Here is a 21,830-nt window from a genome sequence, read left to right as displayed (position 1 = left end):
TAGTTCCACCTTGGGTGGCTGGATGTGGGGCGGAACGGATGAGCAGGCCTCTATCAAAGCCATTCAGGTGAGTCTCGATGCCGGCATCAACCTCATTGACACCGCCCCCGCCTACGGACTCGGAATGGCCGAGATACTGGTTGGTAAAGCCATTAAGGGTCGCCGGGACAAAGTGGTACTGGCCACCAAATGCGGCCTGGTCTGGCACACAAAACAGGGAAATCATTTCTTTCTCGACTGGCCAATCCCCATGGCTCTACGCGAATATTTAGAGGACAGGGAACTGCAAATCAACCAACTCCCCCATCCCCGCAATTAGATCCAACTCAAGGCAGCTTGATGCGAGCCAGTTTCTGCTCGGACACAGACGCCAGCGGCAACCGGACAGCCGGTGTGATGGGAACGCCCTGCGCCCGAAGCGACGCCTTCAGCCCTGCAAAAAAGTTACCCGTCGCCACCAGGGAATCAATAAAGGCAATTGCCTGAGCCTGCAAATCGCGCGCCGACTCCCAATCACCGCGATTGAAAGCCTCGATCAATTTAAGGTAAATCGGGGCAATCGCATTGTAGGTTGAACCCACCCCGCCCTCGGCGCCCATAGCCAGCGCACCCAGCAGCATTTCGTCACGCCCCCAAAGCACGTCAAATCGTCCACCTGCCACACGCAAGGCGGACATATAATCGCCCATAGCCTCAAAGGTAAATTTGATGCCCGCCAGACTCGGAATACGATCCGCCGCGCGCGGAAGAAAGTCCGCGATACTGACATTCACCCCATTCATTGAGGGCATGTGGTAAAAATAGAACGGCAATTCGGGCGCCGCTGCCGCGATCGGGGCACACCAGTCGACCAACCCGTCGATACCAGCCGGTTTAAAGAAACCAGGAGCCATCACCGCGATCGCATCGGCACCAATGGCCTGGGCATGCTGCGACAAGCGTTTGCATTCAGCCACGGAGTTGTGTCCAACGTGCACAAATAACCGCATGCCCGACGGCAATACCCGCCGCCACTCGGCCGCCAGTTCCTCCCGCTCTTCGGTGCAGAGCGACATCCCTTCGCCCGTGGTACCGTTGACAAATACCCCAACAACCCCCTGCCGCCGGAGGTGCTCAGCCAGCGGAGCCACCACACCCAGATCAATACTACTATCCGCGCGGAATGCCGTAGGCGGCGCCGCAACCAAACCCTTTGTTTTCATTGTTATCCTTTTTGTAAGAATTGTTTATCAAACCGTGCCAGTCGCAAAAATCGGGTGTCACACATATGAGTGACGGCATCACACTCGTAGAAGCAGAGTGCCGTACCGTCTGAAAGACAGGCTAGATCGCTGTAGCCGGCAGGTCCCTCTTCGAGGACTTTGGTGAGTGGCCACGTAGTGCCGTCATCCAAGCTCATCTTGACGGTCAGGTGCTTACGATCAAAACACGGATTAGGGGTTTGATTGATGGGATCCGGATTGGCAAACAGAAGCCGACCCGCCTGATCACCTGCGGCCCAATCATGACGCAGGATACTAGCCATGCAAACCGGATCCTGCAAGGCGTTGTCAAACCCGCGAACCTGCCAGCCTGAGACGCCGTCGGGACTAATCGCAACGAGGCGGCGATGGAGCACCGATTCACTACGGATATTGTTCACCGGCCCATTGCCATATGTTGTGTGGTCGACCAGCTTCACAGCGGGTGCAAAAGTTTTTCCACCATCGGTGCTACGCCGTATCAACACATCGATAAAATCGTAGTCACCGCCATTCCGTTTCACGCCTTAAGTGAATCCGGTTTCCCGGACCAAACATGCCGCCTCATCCCATTTGCGGCAACCTCGGGAGTATCTTTACAGAGTTCTTCGAGTAATGAGAGATGACGATTCTCAGGCTCACGCAGCGGCATGGCCATCAACAGGTTGATGCGGTAGAATAACCCAATTTGCATCACGCGCCGATACTCGCGAAGAAGCGCCGGACACGCGGAAAGCTCGACCAAGGCCACATGAAATGCAACTTCACTAACCGCACGCTGGGAATCTGATTGCTCAACTGAGTCGGCGGCCGCTGCCAAGGGAGTCAGACTCGAAAGATTCCGCCGCACGCGCTCCCCACAAATCATGCGAGCCGCCTGACACTCCAACGCCTCACGGACGACCAGATGTCCACGCACATCCTCCCTGCAGGCGGATCGCACCCGAGTCCCCTGTCGCGGCAGGGCCTCCAGAAAACCGTCACGCTCCAACTGAATCATGGCTTCATGCACCGGCGCGGAACTCATTTTCAATTGCAGTCCCACGCCCCGCCGATTCAGGAGATCTCCAGGCGCAAACTGGCCAGCAAGGATATTCTTCAGAATGTCCTCATAGGCCCGCTGCTTGAGTGTTACTCGTTCTGTTTTTTGCCGCATGCGCACTGCACTTCCAAACGTGTATTTATCCATTAATAATATCACGTGATATATCAGCGTCAAGACTTTTAAAGATTTCTGTTTTTGCCGCATATTCAGAAAATGAAATGCGTGCCCTCACAAAGACACAATCGTGACGCCATCCCCGCCGGGGGTCTGCCCAGGTTCACCCAGCCTGAAGTGGCGGATTCCCATTTCTTTCAGGCGCTTATGAAGGGCGTTTTTCAAGGCCCCGGAACCATGTCCGTGAATGACACGAATCTCATCCACCCCGCCCAGTAACGCTTCGTTCAAAAAATGATCCAACCGAACCAACATTTCTTCAACTCGCAGTCCATGCATATCAATTTCACGGACAGCCGATGATGAGCGTCGGACTGGGCGCATGATTTCAACTTTCCGACTACGCGCATTCACCTTCTCACGCCCGGGAGCCAGACCGGAAAGCTCAAGATTAAACCGTACTTTACCCAACTCGACGACCGCTCTACGCCCATCATCACTCATAGACACCACGGAGCCATGGTCTTTCAACCGTTCGACCCAGACCCGGTCGCCAAGTGCTATTTTTTTCAAGCTCTCTTCTTTTTGTTTTTTCTGGCTCATGGAGTAGTATTACCGCTCCTCAAGCCGGAATTCAAATTGTAGATTCATATCGGAAGGAACGAGCTTTCCATCCTGCTCAGCAGGCTTGAATCGAGCCTTCTTTGTCGCCGTGACGGCCGAGTCATCCAATGCCGGATGGCCGCTTCCATTCACAACCTCCACAGATTCCACCACCCCTTTGTCACTTACGCGCACATGTACTGTCACCCGCCCTGCCTCGCCACGCATCCTTGCCCCATAGGGATAACGCGGCACGATCTCTGAAAGCGCGATAGGCCGCCCACCTTTAATCTGCCCCTCGCCGGAAACAGACTGTGACTGCACCCCCATGCCCGCCGCCGGGCCAGACGTATGAACGGCAGGTGGTTGCATGATCTGCGAGCCCCCGGCAACTGGGCTCACCTCAGGCATCACCGGCACCCACAACGACACCTGGTCAGGAGCTTTGATGGCTGGCTCAGGAATCATGGGCGCAAGGGTTTCAGGCACTGCAGGGGAAGGCACAATCCGTGATTCTGGCGGTATCTCCGCCAGCACCTGGCCCAACCCAGGCAGCTCTTCGGCAGTCACCTGTGGTCGCATTGGCTCGGTGACATCCAATACCATCCCGACTGGAACCGACCTGACTGGAGCCACCGGCCAATACTTGATGCCGATCAAAACTATCGCCACAGCCAATACATGCAAAAGCAGAGAAAGGGGGAAAGCCCGACGCAAGGTCGGGCTCAACAGGATTCTTCCCATCATTCCTGAATTCTGAATGCTGTCCCCCATTCGTTCCGCTTAGAACGTCACTTTGACGCCCCCATATCCGGCGCGCCCCGGAGTGCCATAGCCGATGGCCTGCTCATATTCCTCATCAAACAGATTTTCAAGTCGACCGAATAATGTCACATTCTTACGAACGTCATACGAGGCATAAAGGTTCACCAGCATGTACCCATCCAGTGTCGCAGGCATATAGGTCACAAAGTCCTCATCTGTTCGTTGGCCGACATAAATGACACTGACCGTTCCTTTTAGCTTTGAAGTAATCGCATACGTGGTATCGAGAGACACCTTGTTGCGAGGACGCCGCAATAACTGGTCACCGGTAATTTTGTTTTCCGTATCAGTATATGTGTAGGCCGCCCGTACCGAAAGTTCTTTCACCGGCTTCGCCGTGACAAAAGTTTCGACGCCGCGGGTTTCAGCCTGATTGATGTTCCCGTATTTCATGGTGACAAAATCATAGTCAATCAGGTCATCAAACTGATTTTCAAAATAAGTGGCGCCCACTACGAGAAAGCCCCCGGCAACTTCCTGCTCTACGCCAGCATCCCACCCCTTACTGGTCTCCGGATTTAATTCCGGGCTACCATAGGATGAATAGAGTTGAAACAGGGATGGCGCCTTGAAACCGGTACCGTATGACCCCTTGAACCGGGTTCCAGTGGCCGCCATGTCATACGACGGAGCCACACGCCAGGTGTTTTCAGTTCCAAATGAATCATAACTATCCACCCGTCCCCCCACCGTGGTCGTCAGCGGCCCGGCCGAAAGGATATCCTGCACATACGCACTGCGATGCTTCGCTGTTTTCCGATTAAACTGATCCACATATCCGAATGATTCATAGGTTGACTCTGCAGATTCCTGCTGGGCCTCAATACCGGCCGTGACAATATTGGCATTCCCCAAATACATGTCATTCTGCCATTCAAGCTTCTGCAGCAAACTGTCAAATGAAGAATTCCCGACCGACGACGTATCCTCACGACTCTGACTGACCCATGACCCACCCACACGCGGTCGCCATTGCCCATCAAGCAACTTCCCCTTCCCCTCCCCATAGAGCGAAACCAGATCCGAAATACCATGGTTGTCACCATCTACGGGCCGGCCATTCATGAAGTCATCGTAGTCGTAGTCGGCCTTGTTCCAACGCACGAGCACATGGGCCTCAAATTCATCCATCGGGGTCCACCCCAATTTGCTCGAAAGATCTGTCCGGTGATAGCCATCTTTCTCAGGATTGCCATTCTTCTCAGCAGCACTCGAAATGCCGTCCGAATCCTGACGGGATACCCCTACAGAGTAATTGTAGTTTGATGTTCCGCCGCGAACAGCAGCAGTCTCATTGAAGGTATTAAAGGAGCCCGCCTCGGCAGACACCTCGCCGCCGACCGGCCCTGCACCTTTTTTGGTGATGACATTGATCACCCCGCCAATCGCATCGGCACCGTAGAGGGTGCTTTGCGGCCCCCGCAACACTTCAATGCGCTCGACATTCTGCACCGGCATCTGGGAAAGATCGGCGCCACGCCCCAATCCAGCGGGGTCATTAACAGGGACCCCATCCACCAGGACAAGCGTCTGCTCAGAAGCCGCTCCTCGAATGAGAGTCGACATAGTCCCGCCTGCACCGCCCAACTGCACCACATCCAGCCCGGGAACTTCACGCAAGGCGTCATACGCCGTGCGACATTGGCGCTCCGCCAGTTGCGCCTGATCGACCACTGTCACGGAGCTCCCCACCGTCGCAAGTGATTGCTCAACCCGTGTTGCCGTAACCACCACACTTTGCAGAGGAACCTCATTCGTGATTGCCGCCTCGCTCCAACTCAACCCACCCGCCACGACCAACCCCATCCATACTGTTTTCTTCATTTCGTTGACTCCCAATCCACCCGTTTCAGCATCCCGAGCGCCGGATCCAGTCCTACGCCCCATTCCTGATCCACCTCCATCGGCCAGCTGCTCACGGTCTCTCAACGCATAAAAAACAAAAACCCTTTGATCTTCCTGATGGAAAATAAAAGGGTCTTATGAGTTGTTTTACGCCTCATTGCTCTTCCATCGCGAAAGAGAGACGGGTAACAAATCCTGTTACCTGTCCATTGAGCATGAAGTAAAACGTCTTCTGACTTCCGGCTTCAGACCTACTACCCACCTTCCCCCTGCCTTGACAGGAGTGGTTTAAGGGTTTCGTATCCGGTTACAGCGGCGCGACCGCGTTCGAATTTCACGAACTTCCATACTTACTTCACGGCTTCTGGTTATCAAAGAACTGAGCGCAAGATATCACGATTAAATAATACGTCAATAAACCGTTACGGATAAACACGCCCCAGGGTGCGCGGAAACGGAATCGTCTCCCTGACATGCTTGAGCCCGCAGAGCCAGGTCAACGTCCGCTCCACGCCCAGTCCAAATCCCCCGTGCGGCACACTGCCATAGCGTCGAAGATCCAGATACCAGGCGTAATCTTCCGGACGCAAGCCCTTGGCCTTCATGCTCTCTTCAATAATGTCAGGATTTTCCTCACGCTGACTGCCCCCGATAATCTCGCCATAGCCCTGAGGGGCAAGCAGATCAAAATTCCGCACCGTCCTGGAATCATCGGGAGAGACCTTCATGTAGAACGCCTTGGCTGCGCGGGGATAGCCCGTTACAAAGACAGGACGGTCAAACTGACGCGACACAATCGTCTCATCGCTTCCGCCCAAATCTTCGCCCCAGGCAAATGACTGGGCCAGTCTGATATGTTCCGGACGCACAAGAAGTTCCTGCTCAAGTTCATGTATGTCCTCATGGAGTTCACGCATACGCGTTTCCTGTTGTTCCTGCTGCCATCCCTTTTTTGCCTTACAAAGCGCCGCTTCCACAGACTCCAACTCCTTCATCAACTCCTGCAGACGCCCCTTTTCCTGCACCAATTCCTGTTCCAGCTTCCGAAGCATGGAGGGGCCCCGTAAAAGTTCGCCCGCCTCCGTGTAGGTAATCCGCGGGAACGGCTTAACAATTTTCTCCAAGTCGGAAACATCACGCCCGAGCACTTCCAGGTCGGGCCGATTCTTTTCCAGCACAGCGGCTACAATGGCACAGATCATATTTTCAGCCAAAGCCACCACATCATCCAATTCGGCAAATGCCATCTCGGGCTCCACCATCCAGAACTCCGTCAGGTGCCGGCGCGTTTTGGACTTCTCGGCACGAAAGGTCGGGCCGAAACAATAAACCTTACCCAATGACATACAGGCACTTTCGAGATAAAGCTGCCCCGTCTGACTCAAAAATAATTTCTCACCGAAATAATCCACAGGAAACAAGGACTGCCGATCTTCTCCTGCGCCCGGCACCAAAATCGGCATATCAACGAGCGTGAACCCGTTAGAGTCAAAAAAATCGCGAATGGCCCGGATCACAGTATGCCGAACCCGCAAAATAGCAGCAGGTCGTGGCGAGCGGAGCCAGAGATGTCGGTGATCCATCAAAAAATCAATGCCATGCGCTTTCCGGCTGATGGGATAATCCTTGGAAATCTGCAACACCTCGACGGACGTGACCGCCAACTCCGCCCCACCCGGAGCACGCTCATCCAACCGAACCAGCCCGGTAATCATCAACGACGACTCTTGCGTTAATTCATGGGCACTGGCAAAGGCCTCCACCATGGCTCCCTCCACCACACACTGGCAAAGGCCGGTTCCATCACGAACGAGCAAAAACACCACTTTCCCGCCTGCCCGCTTTCCATGTAGCCATCCACGTAGCCGCACCGTCTGGCCGGCCATCAATTTCAAATCCCGTATTGCCACCGATAATGTCGAGTCCACCATACCCTCCTCCTTATCCATCAAACTCTACTCACTTTATAACACGAGGGAGGAAAAGAAAGGATTCTCCTTCACATTTATTACGATTCGCGATAGTGTTACGTCTTAATTAATGCAGTTCCTATTCCGGCCTGATGGCGACGAAAGGAGCATCAGGTGGAAATAGTGGTTGACACATCCCCCTGAAATAAAGTAAACAAGCCCGCTTTTTATGGCCTGAAAGGTTGAACAAAGAATGAAGACATCTCTACCCAAAGAGAGCGAAATCAAGCGTAATTGGTTTATTGTTGACGCAGCAGGGAAACCCCTGGGACGGATGGCCGTCAAGGTGGCGAATTTGCTTCGTGGGCGTACCAAGGCGACCTTTACGAACCATATTGATACCGGTGACTTTGTCATCGTCATCAATGCCAAGGACGTAAAGCTCACTGGAACCAAGGACGACAAGAAGATCTATGAGCGCTACACCGGTTTCCGGGGCGGCCACAAGACCACAACAGTGGCGGCCATGCGCGAGCGCCATCCTGATCGTATGATCACAAAGGCGGTTGAAGGAATGCTTCCTGGTAATCATATGAGCCGGAAGGTTATTAAACGTTTGAAGGTTTTTGCGGGCGCTGAGCATTCTCATGCCGCTCAGAACCCTAAAGTAATCGACATTAAGTAACGAGGGTATCCCAGTGGCAGAAAAAGTTGCAGAATATCGCGCATCAGGCAGCAGGAAAACGTCGGTCGCCCGGGTGTGTCTCACCCCCGGAACCGGTAAATGGGTCGTTAACAAAAAAGATCCAACGATCTATTTCGGCAACGAAGCCGTGATCAAGTTTATCGAACAGCCCATGAAGCTGACGGATACGCTCACCAAGTTTGACCTGACTGCCCGCCTCATCGGCGGCGGTACCGTTGGCCAGGCTGGCGCACTTCGTCAGGCTATTTCCCGTGCGCTACAATTAAGCGACGCCACCTTGCGCGCCGCGCTCAAAGCGAGCGGTTGTATGACCCGCGATTCCCGTATGAAAGAACGTAAAAAATACGGTCAACCCGGTGCTCGTAAACGCTTCCAGTTCTCCAAGCGTTAAACCAAATACGGCCAGCCCGTTTTGTCAAAAATCCCGACCTTCACAGGTTCGGGGTTTTTGTTTTTTATAACACGATCGTATTGATGGATTGAGGTTGAAGAGACATCACCAGGCGCCGATCACCATCTTCCAAAACCACGCGCCTGAACGCCAATTCCGGATTATGGATTACCATAACCCGGCTCTCGTCATCCTCATTGTAAAATACAACGGCACGATCGGCCCATTCCCCATCCAATCCAAGCCGCACCGCATACCGGTCTACGAGATACGAAAAATGCCTTAAAACAAAATAGTCCGGAGTCAAAACATAAGTCCTGGTCATCTCATTAACCTTGATCAACGAGTTTAGCCCCCGTCCATCCAGGGATTTACCATTTTCGAGGAAAACCATGTTATCGTACAGGCAGACATCCGCTCCAGCCGTAATCGCCTGCTGGATCACGGAAAAGGTGGCATGGCCCTGAGCCCAGGTATTCTGCCCATCCCCCGCCCCACAATCAGACTGCATCATGCGAATATCCGGAAAGGCGCGCCGGATCCGCTGCAAAGTATCGCGCCCCCCTTGCTGACAAGCCACCCCTGCAATAAACTGCATCGCCATCGGGTCACTCAACGTCGTCAGGGCATAATCTGTGTAGTCCAACGAGTCCAGCGCACCCAACCACAACCGCGCGGAAACTTTTTGTTTCCTCATCACCGGCCCACAATAGTTCCGGATAAAGTCGCGAAGTTGTGCGCCGGTCCAATAACAGCCAGGCTGACCGGATTGATCGGCCGGATCATTCTGAATCAGCAAATGATCAATCATGATCCCCTCTCGCCGATAATTCTGAACAAACCTCGCAAGATAGAGGGCATACGCCTCCAGCATCACAGGATCCCACTTTATCCGCCCACACCCGACCGCCGTCTCCTCCTTCATCCAGTCAGGGGGGCTCCACGGACAGGCAACCGTTTTAAACTTCCGGATCCGATCCAGAGGAATACGCAGGAACGGGATCAGACACTCATGGTCCCGTACGATGCTAAAATTTTTCATGGCAAGGTCATTGGGGGTTGCATTGCACGAGTACCCGTCACGGGCCGTATTGGAAGCCCCAACAGGAAGCCGCGCATAGTGGAACCGGCAGCCCTCCTCATGATTAAACAGGGCATTCAGCGCCCGGAGTCGATCCCCCGCCTTTAACAAGGCCAACGCATCCCAGCTCTTCTCCGATACCCCGCCACCGAACCCCTCCCATAGCTGATACTGTCCGCCATCAAAGCGAAGATTAACATCACTTTTCCTGGATGTTATCGGCCGGCTCTGCAAAACCCAAGATTTCAGAGGTGTCGAGGCAATCCAAAATCCACTCCGTCGTTCCATGCCGGCAAGAATATCCTGATAACTCGGTATGGCAAAGAGGTTTATTGCGCGCCCTGCAAAAGATGATTTGTACTCTTCCAAGACATTGATACCATCCTTCCGAAATGGCCATCTCCGTCATAGAAGCAGAAAATCTCCGCAAATGTTACGGCGCGTTCACCGCTGTTGACGGCATCTCCTTTACCGTTCAACAAGGAGAGCTCTTCGGCCTGCTAGGGCCCAACGGGGCCGGAAAAACCTCCACGATCCGCATGATTTATGGCTTTTCCCCTCGCAGCGGAGGCACCCTGAAAGTTTTCGGCGAAGACATCACCACCCACTGGAGATCCATCAGAACTCGTATTGGCGTGTGCCATCAGGACAACAGTCTCGACGAAGAAATTTCGGTTCGGGACAATCTGGAAATTTTTGCCGGATTTTTCGGCATTTCCCGTAACATCGCCCGGGCGCGAACAACAAAACTATTGGAGTTTTTCGGACTTGAAAACCGGGAAAAACTAAATGTCAAATCACTTTCAGGCGGCATGATGCGCCGATTGGCCCTCGCCCGCGGCCTGATGAACGAGCCTGACCTTCTGATCCTGGACGAACCCACCACAGGGCTGGATCCCCAAACGCGCCACCAACTCTGGGATCGTTTGGCGCAGCTTAAACAACAAGGCGTCACCATCCTTCTCACCACTCATTACATGGAGGAAGCCTCACTTCTGTGTGATCGACTCATCATTGTTGACCATGGAAAAATTCTGGTTGAAGGCCGCCCCCGGGACCTGATTGCTAAATATGTAGGCAATAAAGTCATTGAGAATAGCCCTGTATGCCCGGAATTACGGGATTACGTGATCACCAGCGCCCTGGATCACGAAGATCTCGGACATCGCATGTTGATTTATTGTAAAGATAACGAGGCGATCTACGATGAAATCACACGGCTTTATTGCCATGACAACTGCATTCTGCGCGTGGGCTCATTGGAAGATGTCTTCCTTAAATTGACCGGACGGGAGCTGCGCGAATGAGCAAAACAGGCGCTACCCTCTCCTGGCGACTCCTGCGAGTCTGGCGGCGTGACTGGCTGGTCACACGTCGCTCCTGGCTGATCGGTTTTCTTACACCCCTTCTTGAGCCTGTGCTCTATATTGCTTCCCTGGGTTTTGGATTTCGCCTGTTGATCCCCGAAATTCAATATGCTGGGCAAACCCTGACCTATGTGGCGTTTATGGCACCGGCTATTATCGCCACCAACATCATGTATACCGCCTTCATGGAAAATTCCTTTTCATCCTTTGTCCGGATGTACTACCAAAAAACCTATGATGCCATCATGGCCACCCCGCTCTCCGTAGACGAGATTATTGCCGGAGAAATCGTTTGGGGCGCCACCAAGTCACTAATGACAGCAACGATCATGACCGCGGTTCTGAGCGGCTTCGGCCTTGTTCATTATCCGACAGGATTCGGAATCATCCCGCTGGCCTTCTTTGGTGGACTGCTGTTTGGCTGTATCGGCATGATTTTTACCGGTGTCGTCCAAAGCATCGAAATGTTTAACTTGCCGATTTTCCTGTTTATTACGCCCATGTATCTTTTCAGTGGCACCTTTTTCCCCTTGGAAAATCTACCCGACTGGGCGCGGATCATTGCATGGGGTCTTCCCCTGTCGCATCTGGTGACATTGTCTAGAAATTTGTGCCTGGGCACCATAACCTGGACTCAGATTATCATTTCCGGCGGTTATCTGGTCATCACTACAGCCCTGTTGTTCCCGGTGGCCCTTCACGTCATGAGACGCCGCATGATCAAATAACGCCAGCTACACGACTACAATTTTCGCGGTGGGTCCCGCCGTGTTTTTGAGAGGAGTCAGTGATAATTTCCGTTGGGACGCCACGAGGGAAGGATCGACAGGAAACTTCATGTCACCTAAAGCCCAGATGAGCGCGTCCCGAAGCTCGCCATCAACACAGGCTAGTCGCCGCGCCAATTCACAGGCAATCCCGCGATACAATTTCAATCCAATCGCAGGCTTCACCGCGATCAATTTCTCGAACGCATCCCGCGAAAACTCCAGCACATGCGTCAATTCCAAGGCCACGACACTGGCCGAGCGCGACTCAACCCCGAGGAAGCAGACCTCACCGAAAATGTCCAGGGAGCCCAGTTCGACCAATTTCTTATGCTTATCCAGTCCGATACTTTTACGGACTTCCACCCTGCCATCGAGAACAAAAAAAAAGGACGACCCTGCTTCCCCCTCACGAATAATAGCGTCGCCAGTCGTAAACATCCGCGATACGCCGATGGCCTCAACGGCCGCCATTTCACCCGTATTCAGGTCACGAAGAATCATACCCGCCCCCCTATCAGATCGTTTTACGGGACGGGAAACGTCACCGCAGTGGACACCACCTCCGCCTTGATTCGCGCCAGGGCACTTTCATCAGCCTGATGTTTAATCGCATCCACAATCCAGCCGCCCAGTCGTTCCATCTCAGGTTCCTTCATACCCCGCGTGGTGATGGCGGGCGTCCCAATGCGAATTCCCGAAGTGACAGCCGGAGGCCGAACGTCAAACGGAATGGCATTTTTATTTACAATCATACCCGCCTTCTCGAGGGCGATCGAAGCGTCTTTTCCCGTAATGCCACTGGAGGTCAGATCGACCAGCATCAGGTGATTATCGGTTCCTCCCGACACAATTCGTAACTCATGCTTGGCAAGATACGCAGCCAACGCCTTGGCATTCTTAACGACCTGTTTTTGATATTGTTTGAATTCCGGCGACATCGCCTCTTTAAAGCAAACCGCCTTGGCCGCAATGGTGTGCATCAAGGGACCGCCCTGCAGACCGGGAAAAACCTGTTTATCAATCCCGGCGGCGTAACTTGCCCTACATAGCACCATTCCACTGCGGGGCCCCCGGAGCGTTTTATGCGTGGTGGTCGTGACAAAGTCAGCATACGGAACCGGACTAGGATGCACTCCGGCTGCGATCAAGCCTGCGATATGCGCCATATCGACCATGAGCATAGCCCCCACGCTATCCGCGATTTCACGAAGCCGCTTGAAATCGAGCACACGGGCATAGGCACTGGCGCCTGCAACCACCATTTTGGGCTTATGCTTGAGCGCCAGTTCCGCGATTTCATCATAATCAATCATTTCTGTCTTCTGGCTGACCCCATACGGAATGAAGTTGAAGAACCGTCCCGAGAAATTGATTTTATGTCCGTGAGTCAGATGGCCTCCATGAGCAAGACTCATAGCCAGAATGGTATCGCCCGGCTGGAGAACAGAAAAATATACCGCCATGTTAGCCGAACTTCCACAGTGCGGCTGCACGTTGACATGTTCCGCGCCAAACAAGGCCTTAGCCCGCTCAATCGCCAGCCGCTCGGCCACATCCACAAACTCACAACCGTTATAGTAACGCTTCCCGGGGTACCCTTCGGCATACTTATTGGTCATAACCGAACCCTGGGCTTCACGAACCGCGCGACTGGCATAGTTTTCAGAGGCAATCAAGTCCAGCGTTTTCAGCTCACGCTCTTCTTCATTTTTGATTGCGAGGTAGATCTCACTATCCGTCTCCGCGATGGAAGCCGCCTCCAAAGCCGCCCCTTTTGCGGAACCAATCTTATCCACACGTCGCTGATGCCGATCTTCGCCTGCAAATACAGCCTTGAGCCAGGCATCTAATGTCGCCATGGCTGCTGCAGGCGTCTCCATATCGCTGCCGAAGACGAGAACGTTAGCATCATTATGAGTGCGCGCGGCAATCGCCATCTCGGGATTCAGACACAACGCTGCCCTGACACGGGGAAACTTGTTGGCCGCCATGCTCATCCCCAGACCCGTTCGACAAATCAGGATTCCCTGATCCACAAGCCCTTCAGAAACCATAACGGCGACAGCCCGGGCATAGTCAGGATAATCCACGGCTTCCACGCTGTAACACCCCACATCCTCAACAGCGATCCTGTGTTTTTTCAACTCCGCCTTAAGCGTCTCTTTAAGTTCAAAACCGCCATGATCCGCACCAATCGCTATTTTCATCATAACCCTTTCCCGTCCGTTCCACTCTAGATCACTTGTGATACAACCCATGTAAATGCAACAGCAAATCAGGCATTGCCGCATCAATCTCATCCCGAATTGCACGATAGACGGCCAGCGACATTCCAAATGGATCAGGAACATCTTCCCCGGGGTGTGCAGAACTGAACGTATTCAATAGCACCACGCGGTCGTCAAGCCATGGAAAACGATGCAAAATTGCCCGCTTATGCGCCTCCGTCATTACCACAATGAGGTCTGCATCGTCAATGAGGGCCTCAGTCAGTTTCCGGCTCCTATGCGAAGCCAAATCCAGCTTTTTTTCCTGCATGACCTGAATCGCACACTCACTTGCCCGCTGCCCATCCAGTGCCGATACGCCAGCTGACGCCACTTCCCATTGGGGCGCAGGCCCCAGCCAGTGACGCAATAAATACTCGGCCATAGGACTGCGACACGTATTCCCCGTACAAACCAGCCACACTTTTGGTCGCGACAGAATGGCCTTGGCTGGTAGTGCCCCCTGCCTGAGAATCTTCAAGGTGTCCCCCGTCGCATCCACCACCGTACTTTCCATACCCAATCTGGCGGAACCAGCATCCAGAACGAGTGCCACATGCTGACCTAACGCCTGTAAGGCAGATGCCGCAGTGAGCGCAGAAGGCTCACCGCTTTGATTGGCGCTGGTCACACGCAATAAACCACCTACCGCCTGCAAAATGGCCAGCGCGACTGGATGATTGGGTACTCGAAAGCCTTCTACCCGAGAACCACAGTTCACCACCAGCGTCAGTGGGCCAGGCCAATAACGGCAGGCTAGCCGCCTCGCCGCGGGACATAACTCAGCGCCCGTAGCCTCAACAGCTTTTAGCGAGGCTGCCATCATGGGCAGCGGCTTGCTACGCTCGCGCCCTTTGGCCTCATAGATCCGGTCCTCAGCCCCAGGCACCCTAGGATCAGCCGCAACTCCGTAAACAGTCTCGGTCGGCAAAATGATCAAGGCCCCGGTATGTAGGGCTTCTACGGCCGCGCGAACGGCCTTATGATCGATCTGACCGGATCTGATCGTAATGATCGGAGGGTTAATCTTGTCCATACCCCCCCACCGCCTGCAGACCAAGAAGAATATCGGTTGCCCGCTGCAGAGCGGCATCTCCCGCAACACGCATCATGAGCTCCTGGTCGGCGTCTGATTTGGGACTCAAGGCTCGGGCAAACCTATTTGTGCGTGACAGGCCTGCGCCTCCAATCCCAGCAGCGGCCTCCACCATAATATCCGGCCTGATCCCGATTTTCTGATACATTCCACCTGAGACGGGAAGCCATTTCTGCGTCGCAATCCTCACGATCTTCCCCCCTGGCAAGGGAAACCAATTCCTGAGATAAGGATCACCTTTTGTTGGAGAACCCACCAACATCACTCCGGGACTTCCTTTTAAAACTGAGACCAGCGCCTCTGAGGCCCCGCAAGTTGCGGCATCGATCAAAACCAGCAGCAGCGGCAATTTGAAATATTCCCCGCCAACTGAATTTGTCGACAGCGCAACCCCGCGATTATCGGTGATGACAAACAGGGGCTCGTTTTGACTACGCGTCAAGCCAGCCAATACACAGACCGAATTGAGATCCTGGCCTCCTCCTCCTCTCAAATCAAACAGCACACCCCCTCGGTCACTCAATGATTTCAGATGTGCTAAAATCTCATCACCACTGCCAGTCTCCAAACCGGATACCTTGAGATAGGCTAGATTCTCTGGCCACAATTCAACCGCCTGCACAACAGATGAGGATAAGCCAGCTTCTGCTACAGAAGGATTAGTAGCGCAAAGGGTCACCTCGGAATCAATTGACTGAAGAATGCCTTTAAGCCCACCCAGAACAGCGGCCGATCGGTCTCCTAAAATTCCATTCGTCTCCAAACCGTACAGAATTTCATCCAGACTCTCGCCCCCAACCACCGGCAAGGCGTGCCACCAAACAAAAAGACAGAGCCCCCATCCACGAGGTAAAAAGCGACGATACATCTGCCAGCCAGACATCAATAAATCCCCCCGTGATCGATATCCACTCAACTTATTCTGAGATTTTTCAACTCATTCTGAATACGGTCATTCCCCGCGTTCACCTTCTCAATAAGCGTATTTTTATGGACCACCAGTTTCTGCGCGAGATCAGGACGATTCAAGGCTAGAATTTGCACCGCCAAAATGGCCGCATTCACAGCACCAGCCTTCCCCGTCGCCACAGTGGCCACAGGTACTCCCGCCGGCATCTGGACGGTTGAAAGCAACGAATCCAAGCCATTCAAGAAACCACTGGTAACGGGCACACCTATCACCGGCAATGTGGTATGAGCACAGATCACTCCCGCCAAATGAGCAGCCCCTCCTGCAGCAGCAATAATCACCTTCAGACCACAACCTGATGCCTTGCGTGCATAGGTGGCCGCAAGATCCGGCGTCCGATGTGCCGACATCACGCGAACCTCACAACCAACCCCGAAACCCGTCAGAGTATTGACAGTCTCCTGCAATAGAGGCCAGTCCGAATCACTTCCCATGACAATCGCCACTTCGGGCTTACTGATTTTTGCTTGTTTCTTTTTCAATGATACTCCTTATCCCTTATTAAAAGCCTTGGCCGCAATATCACGCCTGAACAGGGCGCCATCAAAGCTGATTTTTTTCACCGCCACATAAGCTCGATCAACCGCATTCTTCAAGGTATCACCCAACGCCGTCACGCCCAATACACGGCCACCAGCAGTCAACACATCCCCATTTTGGCATCGTGTCCCCGCATGAAAAACGACTGTCTCAGCCAAACGGGCCGCAGCCTTCAGACCACCAATCTTTTTGCCCTTCTGATAGGGGCCGGGATATCCGCCTGCCGCCATCACTACACAGACACAGGATTCCGATTTGTACCGGATCATGTCTGCCGACAGCGTCCCATTAATACAGGCTTCAAGGGCTGGAATTAAATCGCCTTCGATTCGAGGCAAAATTACCTGGGTTTCGGGATCCCCGAATCGGCAATTAAATTCGAGCACCATAGGCCCGTTTTTCGTCATCATCAGACCGGCAAATAAAACCCCTTTATAAGTTATGCCACGACTTTTCAACTCGGCCAAAGTACGCCCGAACACCTCTCGCTCAATCGCGGGCATCTGTTCAGCCGTGAGGACGGGCGCGGGTGAATAGGCGCCCATCCCTCCGGTATTAGGGCCACGATCCCCGTCGAACACGCGTTTATGATCCTGCGCAGAGGCCAGCAATACTATATGCTCACCATCTGTTAACGCCAAGACGGAGACCTCTTCCCCCTCGAGAAATTCTTCCACAAGAATACGGCGTCCCGCCTCCCCAAAGGCCCCTTCCACCAATGCCTCTTTGATCGCCCGCTCGGCCTCTTCGCGAGTGGCACAGACAGTAACGCCTTTCCCGGCCGCCAGACCTTCCGCCTTGATTACAATAGGAATGCCGATATCGTTGATAAAATCAATGGCCTTTTGGGCGTCCGTAAAGGTGCTGGACTGTGCCGCCGGCACTCCGGCGGCGACCATCACGTCCTTGGCGAACACCTTACTGCCCTCCAGCTTAGCCGCCGCCATGGAAGGACCAAAGACCCTTATTCCACCCGCCTCAAGCGCATCGGTCAGCCCTGCACACAGAGGTGCTTCTGGCCCCACCACCACAAGATCGGGATGGTGCTCCATGGCCCATTCCACCAACGCAGGAATATTATCCGCCTCGATGGCAACGTTCGTTGCCAATTCCGCAGTACCTGCGTTCCCCGGAGCACAAAAAAGCACCGGACGACAACTATCGCGCGCGAGCTTCCAAATCAATGCGTGTTCACGCCCACCACCGCCTATAACTAGAACTTTCATGGAGAGAAAGGATATCGGATGCAGAGTTAGAGTCAACGTTTTCGAGAGGAAAAATGAAACGGCTGAGCACTAATTTAAAACAATTCACCTTGATCACAACCCTTGATCAAAGAGTGGAATTCCATACGGGCATAAAAAGGCCGCATTTTATTAGGATTCTCTGAACGCACCATCAGGCCAGCCCAACCCGGAGAGCAATCCATGACCGCATTCAACCTGACGAGTGCCAGATTCCGCTCAACCGTCGCCCGACCAGCAAGCAAGCGTTCACGAATACGATCGGGCTTTACCGCATCGATGTTCTGAAAAATGCTCGCTACCGTTCCAAAGCTGGCCAACAGCTTGGCGGCGGTCTTGGGGCCTACACTATCCACCCCGGAAATATTATCCACGGTGTCTCCGGTTAATGCGAGCCAGTCCACGATCTGCTCCGGATATACCCCTGTCTTTTCAAATACCTCAGCCCGACCTGCGGGCTTATCCTCTTTACCCCACCCGACCATTACCGTTTTTCCAGACACCATCTGATAAAGATCTTTATCACAGGTTGCCACAATAACTTCATCGGCCTCTGGTTCAGCCCATCGCGCCAGAGATGCCAGAATGTCATCTGCCTCCTCCTGATCCCTGCGAATGAACGGAATGCCCGCACATTCAAGAAACTCTACAATGGCAGGATACTGCACACGCAAAGCATCAGGCATAGGCGGACGCTGCGCTTTATACTCAGGCAGAAGATTACGCCGGGCAGCGGGAATCCCCCCATCCCAGGCGACTACCAAATGGGAGGGTGAGCGAACCTCGATCAACTGATGAATCCCCCTTACAAAACCATAAACGGCATTGGAAGGGGTCCCGTCTCGGGTCGTTAGTTCCTTGATACCAAAAAAAGAACGATAGAACAGCTGCGTCCCATCAATCAACAACAGCCGTCTATTGCTCATAAGCAACCTTAACGCGTGGAAGCAGGCGCCAATGCACTGGCGGGGGCTGCCTCAACGACATCTGTCGGCTGGTTTCGAATCAGATGTCCGGCAGGATCAACCAGTTTAGCCGTCACGAAAATCAATAAGTTCCGCTTAACGCTTTTTTCAGACTTGGACCGGAATAGAGCGCCAATAAAGGGTATATCACCGAGAACGGGAATCTTGTCATTCACTTTATCCACAGACTCGGTAATCAAACCACCCATCGCTACAGTAGCGCCATCATAAATCGAAATCTTGGTTTCAATCGCCCGAACCTGAAAGAACGGCTGCGGCATGTTCAATGTCTGCTGAGAACCGTCAGCACGCCGAACAGTAGAGCCATACTGATACCAGATGGGATCCGTCACTACCTTAGGCTTCATGGTCAAGCTGATCATATTCCCATCCTGACTGACCTCAGGCGTCACTTCCAAAATCACGCCAACTTCACGTGTGGCAAAATCCTGTGGAACAACCGTAGTCTCCTGAATGACGTTAGCGTTATTAGCGCCGGTACCTGTGCTGGTGCCAATCTGCCCGCCCTGCACTTCAAAAGTGGTGGGATAGATATACTCAGTAACAACTTTAATTAACGCGGCCTCGCCTGACCGAGCCGTCACTTTGGGCGCAGAAAGCAAGTCGGCATTGCCATTTTGCTCCAATGCATGAAGAATAGCCGTAAGATCGGGGTTCGTCAAAACCCCGGCAATGGAAGCAATACCCCCAAGAGTCCCTTTGCCCCCAGCCATAGGTACGGTCTTACCGCTATCAGTTCCCAAAAAGTTAAGCCCCTTTGTAAATCCGCCATCAGCGCTATTGGCATTCATCTGAATCCTCGGATTCGAAGACATGGGCGCATATGGATTGCTGTTCTTTTTCGTCAACATTTCCCAGTTATCCGTCAGCAGCCATTCCAAGCCAGCTTCGTATAAGTCGGTTTCGTTGACCTCCACAAACTTGGCTTCGATTTCAACCTGCATGGGCACCACATTCAACTCACTCAGAAGCTTTTCAAATATGAGCAGATTGTCAGCCGTATTAGCCACAATCACTTTCCCGATTCCCGGGTTATAATTAATGGACGAACCTTTCGGGAACTTCATTCCCATTTGCTCAAAGTTTGTTCTTATATCGCCAACCCCCTCGGCGCCTCCGCCGGCATTCAGTGCCTCAAATTCACGCCCCCCCTTCGTGGTGGGTGCCGGCATGCCGCTACTTGTCAGCTTGACACGCTCAATGAAGGTAGGCTCCACGGGATACATGCGCATTTCGATAGTGGCCGGATCCCAGTCAAACGGGATAATCATCACCACATCACCATCGACTCGCCACTTCAATCCGGAAACACTGGTAATAATTTTAAGAGCATTGTAAAGAGTGATATACCTCGCCGAAAAAGTTACTTCAGGGACACCCGCAGCTCCGCCGCTTTTCACTGCATCAGCGGCAAAAGGATCAGCAGCATCCTTGGGAACAGTTGCAGGAGCAGATACGGAGGTTCCTCCCGGATTGAGGTTCAAAATGATGTTGACACCCTTTTGAGATTCATCAACGGCAGACTTGTCACAGTCACGGCTACGTTTATTGAGAAAATCAACCACATCGTGCATGTTCGCCTGACGAAACTCCACTTCATCGATGATGATTTTCTTCATCTTTTCTTCTATGACCGAAACAGACTGTGTATTCGTTGGAGAGGCAGCCTGCGGGCGTCCCTTGATGACCTTATACTTCGAATTCCAAGTGTCACGCACATCTGCGGTCATCTTTCTAGCCGTTGCATCGCGTTCAACTGATTTATTCCCGTACTCACGGTCGCCCAATACCTTCAAATACCGCATAGCCTCCCGGTTATCAGGCTCCACTCCGAGCACAGACTCAAACCGGCGACGCGCTTCAGAATATTCACGCCCCGCCATCGCCTCACGCCCCAAGCGCATCTGCTTTTCAACTTCAGGATCATTTTGCACTATCTTCGCACTTGAATCATCAACAGGAGTTGGTGCAGGCTTCTTTTCAGTGAGCTTGGCCATCAATTTCCGTAGAGGTATATTATTCGGGCGTACTTTTAAGAATTCCTCACCTTTATTTTTCGCCTCCTTATCCCGGCCTTCCTTGACCATGGTACGAACAATTTCATACTCACACTCCGGCAGGCGTTCGTTGGCTCGAATACGCAGACCCATGCAACGCTCAACTAACGGCAGCTTGCTGAGGGCTAGTTTGTAGGATTCGGCCGCCGAAGAATAGTCATTCATTTTCCACGACTCATCAGCCAACTCCATCGCCTTACGTCCGTCAATTTCGCGGGATTTACGCCGGACTTCCTCTTGTTGAGAAACAGCCGTCGAGACTTTGAGACGCTCTTCATCACTAGCACCCTTCATCGCTGATTCCAAAGCTTGTTTTGTCGCGGCGTCCGGCGCAGCAGCGACCTGAGGCGCCTTAACAGAAACAGGGGCCGCCAACTCCTCAATAACTGCAGCCGGTTTTTCAATAGGAACAACCGCTGGTACTGGAGCCAATTCTTCGATCCCGGGAGCCGCCACTTTCGCAGGTTCAGCCACAGGCACCGCTTCCACGGGTGCGGCTACAGGAGCCGCAGGTTCTTCAATAACCACAACCGGCTTCTCAACAGGAACAATCACAGGAGCCAATTCCTCGATCACAGGAACAACGGCAGCAGGTTTTGCTGTGCCAGGCACATTAGTCCCCGCAACAGCAATAACTTCGGGTTTAAGCTCTTCGATAACGGCGTCTGCGGCCTGGGAATAAGCTGCGAAAACGGTAACTGCTCCGACCAGTAAAAACGAGCCGTAACGGAGTATGTGTTGTAATCTCATAAATCGTTCTCCTTACATTCTT

Annotated in this window: 20 protein-coding genes, 1 pseudogene and 1 riboswitch; of the genes and pseudogenes, 5 read left to right on the top strand and 16 right to left on the bottom strand. The window is 53.1% G+C overall.

What is annotated here, in order from left to right:
- Positions 1-10: 10 nt before the first annotated feature.
- A pseudogene (locus tag WCI03_05840) lies at positions 11-232 on the top strand (aldo/keto reductase).
- A gap of 94 nt (positions 233-326) precedes the next feature.
- On the opposite strand, the gene WCI03_05835 reads toward WCI03_05840, so the two are convergent.
- The 7 genes from WCI03_05835 to WCI03_05805 form a co-directional block, all read right to left on the bottom strand.
- Positions 327-1,202: a dihydrodipicolinate synthase family protein gene (locus WCI03_05835; GenBank protein ID MEI8139373.1), complete on the bottom strand. Its 876-nt coding sequence runs from the start codon at positions 1,200-1,202 to the stop codon at positions 327-329.
- 2 nt (positions 1,203-1,204) lie between these two features.
- Entirely contained in the window at positions 1,205-1,765 is a 561-nt protein-coding gene (locus WCI03_05830) for a sialidase family protein (GenBank protein MEI8139372.1), read from the bottom strand.
- Positions 1,762-2,397 carry a GntR family transcriptional regulator gene (locus tag WCI03_05825; protein ID MEI8139371.1) on the bottom strand — a complete coding sequence of 212 codons (636 nt, stop codon included), beginning with the start codon at positions 2,395-2,397 and terminating at the stop codon, positions 1,762-1,764. The genes WCI03_05830 and WCI03_05825 overlap by 4 nt, the downstream gene beginning before the upstream one ends.
- 117 nt (positions 2,398-2,514) lie before the next feature.
- Positions 2,515-3,003 carry a Smr/MutS family protein gene (locus tag WCI03_05820; GenBank protein MEI8139370.1) on the bottom strand — a complete coding sequence of 163 codons (489 nt, stop codon included), beginning with the start codon at positions 3,001-3,003 and terminating at the stop codon, positions 2,515-2,517.
- Positions 3,004-3,012: 9 nt separating this feature from the next.
- Entirely contained in the window at positions 3,013-3,777 is a 765-nt protein-coding gene (locus WCI03_05815; protein MEI8139369.1) for an energy transducer TonB, read from the bottom strand.
- Between the two features lie 9 nt (positions 3,778-3,786).
- Positions 3,787-5,652, bottom strand: coding sequence for a TonB-dependent receptor (locus tag WCI03_05810; protein ID MEI8139368.1), 1,866 nt, complete (start codon positions 5,650-5,652; stop codon positions 3,787-3,789).
- Between the two features lie 225 nt (positions 5,653-5,877).
- Positions 5,878-6,069: riboswitch (cobalamin riboswitch) on the bottom strand.
- A 26-nt stretch (positions 6,070-6,095) separates the two neighbouring features.
- Positions 6,096-7,604, bottom strand: a complete 1,509-nt coding sequence (locus WCI03_05805; GenBank protein MEI8139367.1) for an asparagine--tRNA ligase — start codon at positions 7,602-7,604, stop codon at positions 6,096-6,098.
- A gap of 232 nt (positions 7,605-7,836) precedes the next feature.
- Between WCI03_05805 and rplM the strand changes: the two genes are divergently transcribed.
- Both rplM and rpsI read left to right on the top strand, forming a co-directional pair.
- Positions 7,837-8,268 (top strand): 50S ribosomal protein L13, encoded by a 432-nt coding sequence (gene rplM / locus WCI03_05800; GenBank protein MEI8139366.1) that lies wholly within the window; start codon positions 7,837-7,839, stop codon positions 8,266-8,268.
- A 13-nt stretch (positions 8,269-8,281) separates the two neighbouring features.
- Positions 8,282-8,680: a 30S ribosomal protein S9 gene (rpsI, locus tag WCI03_05795; GenBank protein MEI8139365.1), complete on the top strand. Its 399-nt coding sequence runs from the start codon at positions 8,282-8,284 to the stop codon at positions 8,678-8,680.
- Positions 8,681-8,744: 64 nt separating this feature from the next.
- On the opposite strand, the gene WCI03_05790 is transcribed toward rpsI, so the two are convergent.
- Positions 8,745-10,049: a glycosyl hydrolase gene (locus WCI03_05790; GenBank protein MEI8139364.1), complete on the bottom strand. Its 1,305-nt coding sequence runs from the start codon at positions 10,047-10,049 to the stop codon at positions 8,745-8,747.
- Between the two features lie 104 nt (positions 10,050-10,153).
- On the opposite strand from WCI03_05790, the gene WCI03_05785 reads away from it, so the two are divergent.
- On the top strand, positions 10,154-11,068 hold the full coding sequence (locus WCI03_05785; protein ID MEI8139363.1) for an ABC transporter ATP-binding protein: 915 nt from the start codon (positions 10,154-10,156) through the stop codon (positions 11,066-11,068).
- On the top strand, positions 11,065-11,856 hold the full coding sequence (locus tag WCI03_05780) for an ABC transporter permease (protein ID MEI8139362.1): 792 nt from the start codon (positions 11,065-11,067) through the stop codon (positions 11,854-11,856). Before WCI03_05785 ends, WCI03_05780 begins: the two co-directional genes overlap by 4 nt.
- 6 nt (positions 11,857-11,862) lie before the next feature.
- Here WCI03_05780 and WCI03_05775 read toward each other — a convergent pair whose 3' ends face one another.
- From WCI03_05775 to WCI03_05740, 8 genes are all read right to left on the bottom strand, one after another.
- On the bottom strand, positions 11,863-12,399 hold the full coding sequence (locus WCI03_05775) for a cyclic nucleotide-binding domain-containing protein (GenBank protein ID MEI8139361.1): 537 nt from the start codon (positions 12,397-12,399) through the stop codon (positions 11,863-11,865).
- A gap of 23 nt (positions 12,400-12,422) precedes the next feature.
- Positions 12,423-14,108 (bottom strand): ribose 5-phosphate isomerase B, encoded by a 1,686-nt coding sequence (gene rpiB / locus WCI03_05770; protein ID MEI8139360.1) that lies wholly within the window; start codon positions 14,106-14,108, stop codon positions 12,423-12,425.
- Between the two features lie 28 nt (positions 14,109-14,136).
- On the bottom strand, positions 14,137-15,201 hold the full coding sequence (locus WCI03_05765) for an L-threonylcarbamoyladenylate synthase (protein MEI8139359.1): 1,065 nt from the start codon (positions 15,199-15,201) through the stop codon (positions 14,137-14,139).
- Positions 15,188-16,144 (bottom strand): S41 family peptidase, encoded by a 957-nt coding sequence (locus tag WCI03_05760; GenBank protein ID MEI8139358.1) that lies wholly within the window; start codon positions 16,142-16,144, stop codon positions 15,188-15,190. Before WCI03_05760 ends, WCI03_05765 begins: the two co-directional genes overlap by 14 nt.
- Before the next feature lie 29 nt (positions 16,145-16,173).
- On the bottom strand, positions 16,174-16,713 hold the full coding sequence (gene purE, locus WCI03_05755) for a 5-(carboxyamino)imidazole ribonucleotide mutase (protein MEI8139357.1): 540 nt from the start codon (positions 16,711-16,713) through the stop codon (positions 16,174-16,176).
- A 9-nt stretch (positions 16,714-16,722) separates the two neighbouring features.
- Positions 16,723-17,997, bottom strand: coding sequence for a phosphoribosylamine--glycine ligase (gene purD / locus WCI03_05750; GenBank protein MEI8139356.1), 1,275 nt, complete (start codon positions 17,995-17,997; stop codon positions 16,723-16,725).
- Positions 17,998-18,071: 74 nt separating this feature from the next.
- A complete protein-coding gene (locus tag WCI03_05745; GenBank protein ID MEI8139355.1) occupies positions 18,072-18,941 on the bottom strand; it encodes a 5'-3' exonuclease H3TH domain-containing protein in 870 nt (289 codons plus the stop codon).
- A gap of 8 nt (positions 18,942-18,949) precedes the next feature.
- On the bottom strand, positions 18,950-21,808 hold the full coding sequence (locus tag WCI03_05740) for a hypothetical protein (protein MEI8139354.1): 2,859 nt from the start codon (positions 21,806-21,808) through the stop codon (positions 18,950-18,952).
- Positions 21,809-21,830 lie beyond the last annotated feature (22 nt).

Source organism: bacterium, assembly GCA_037143175.1.
Lineage (GTDB): Bacteria > Verrucomicrobiota > Kiritimatiellia > CAIKKV01 > CAITUY01 > JAABPW01.
This window is presented reverse-complemented; position numbering and strand designations above follow the sequence as displayed.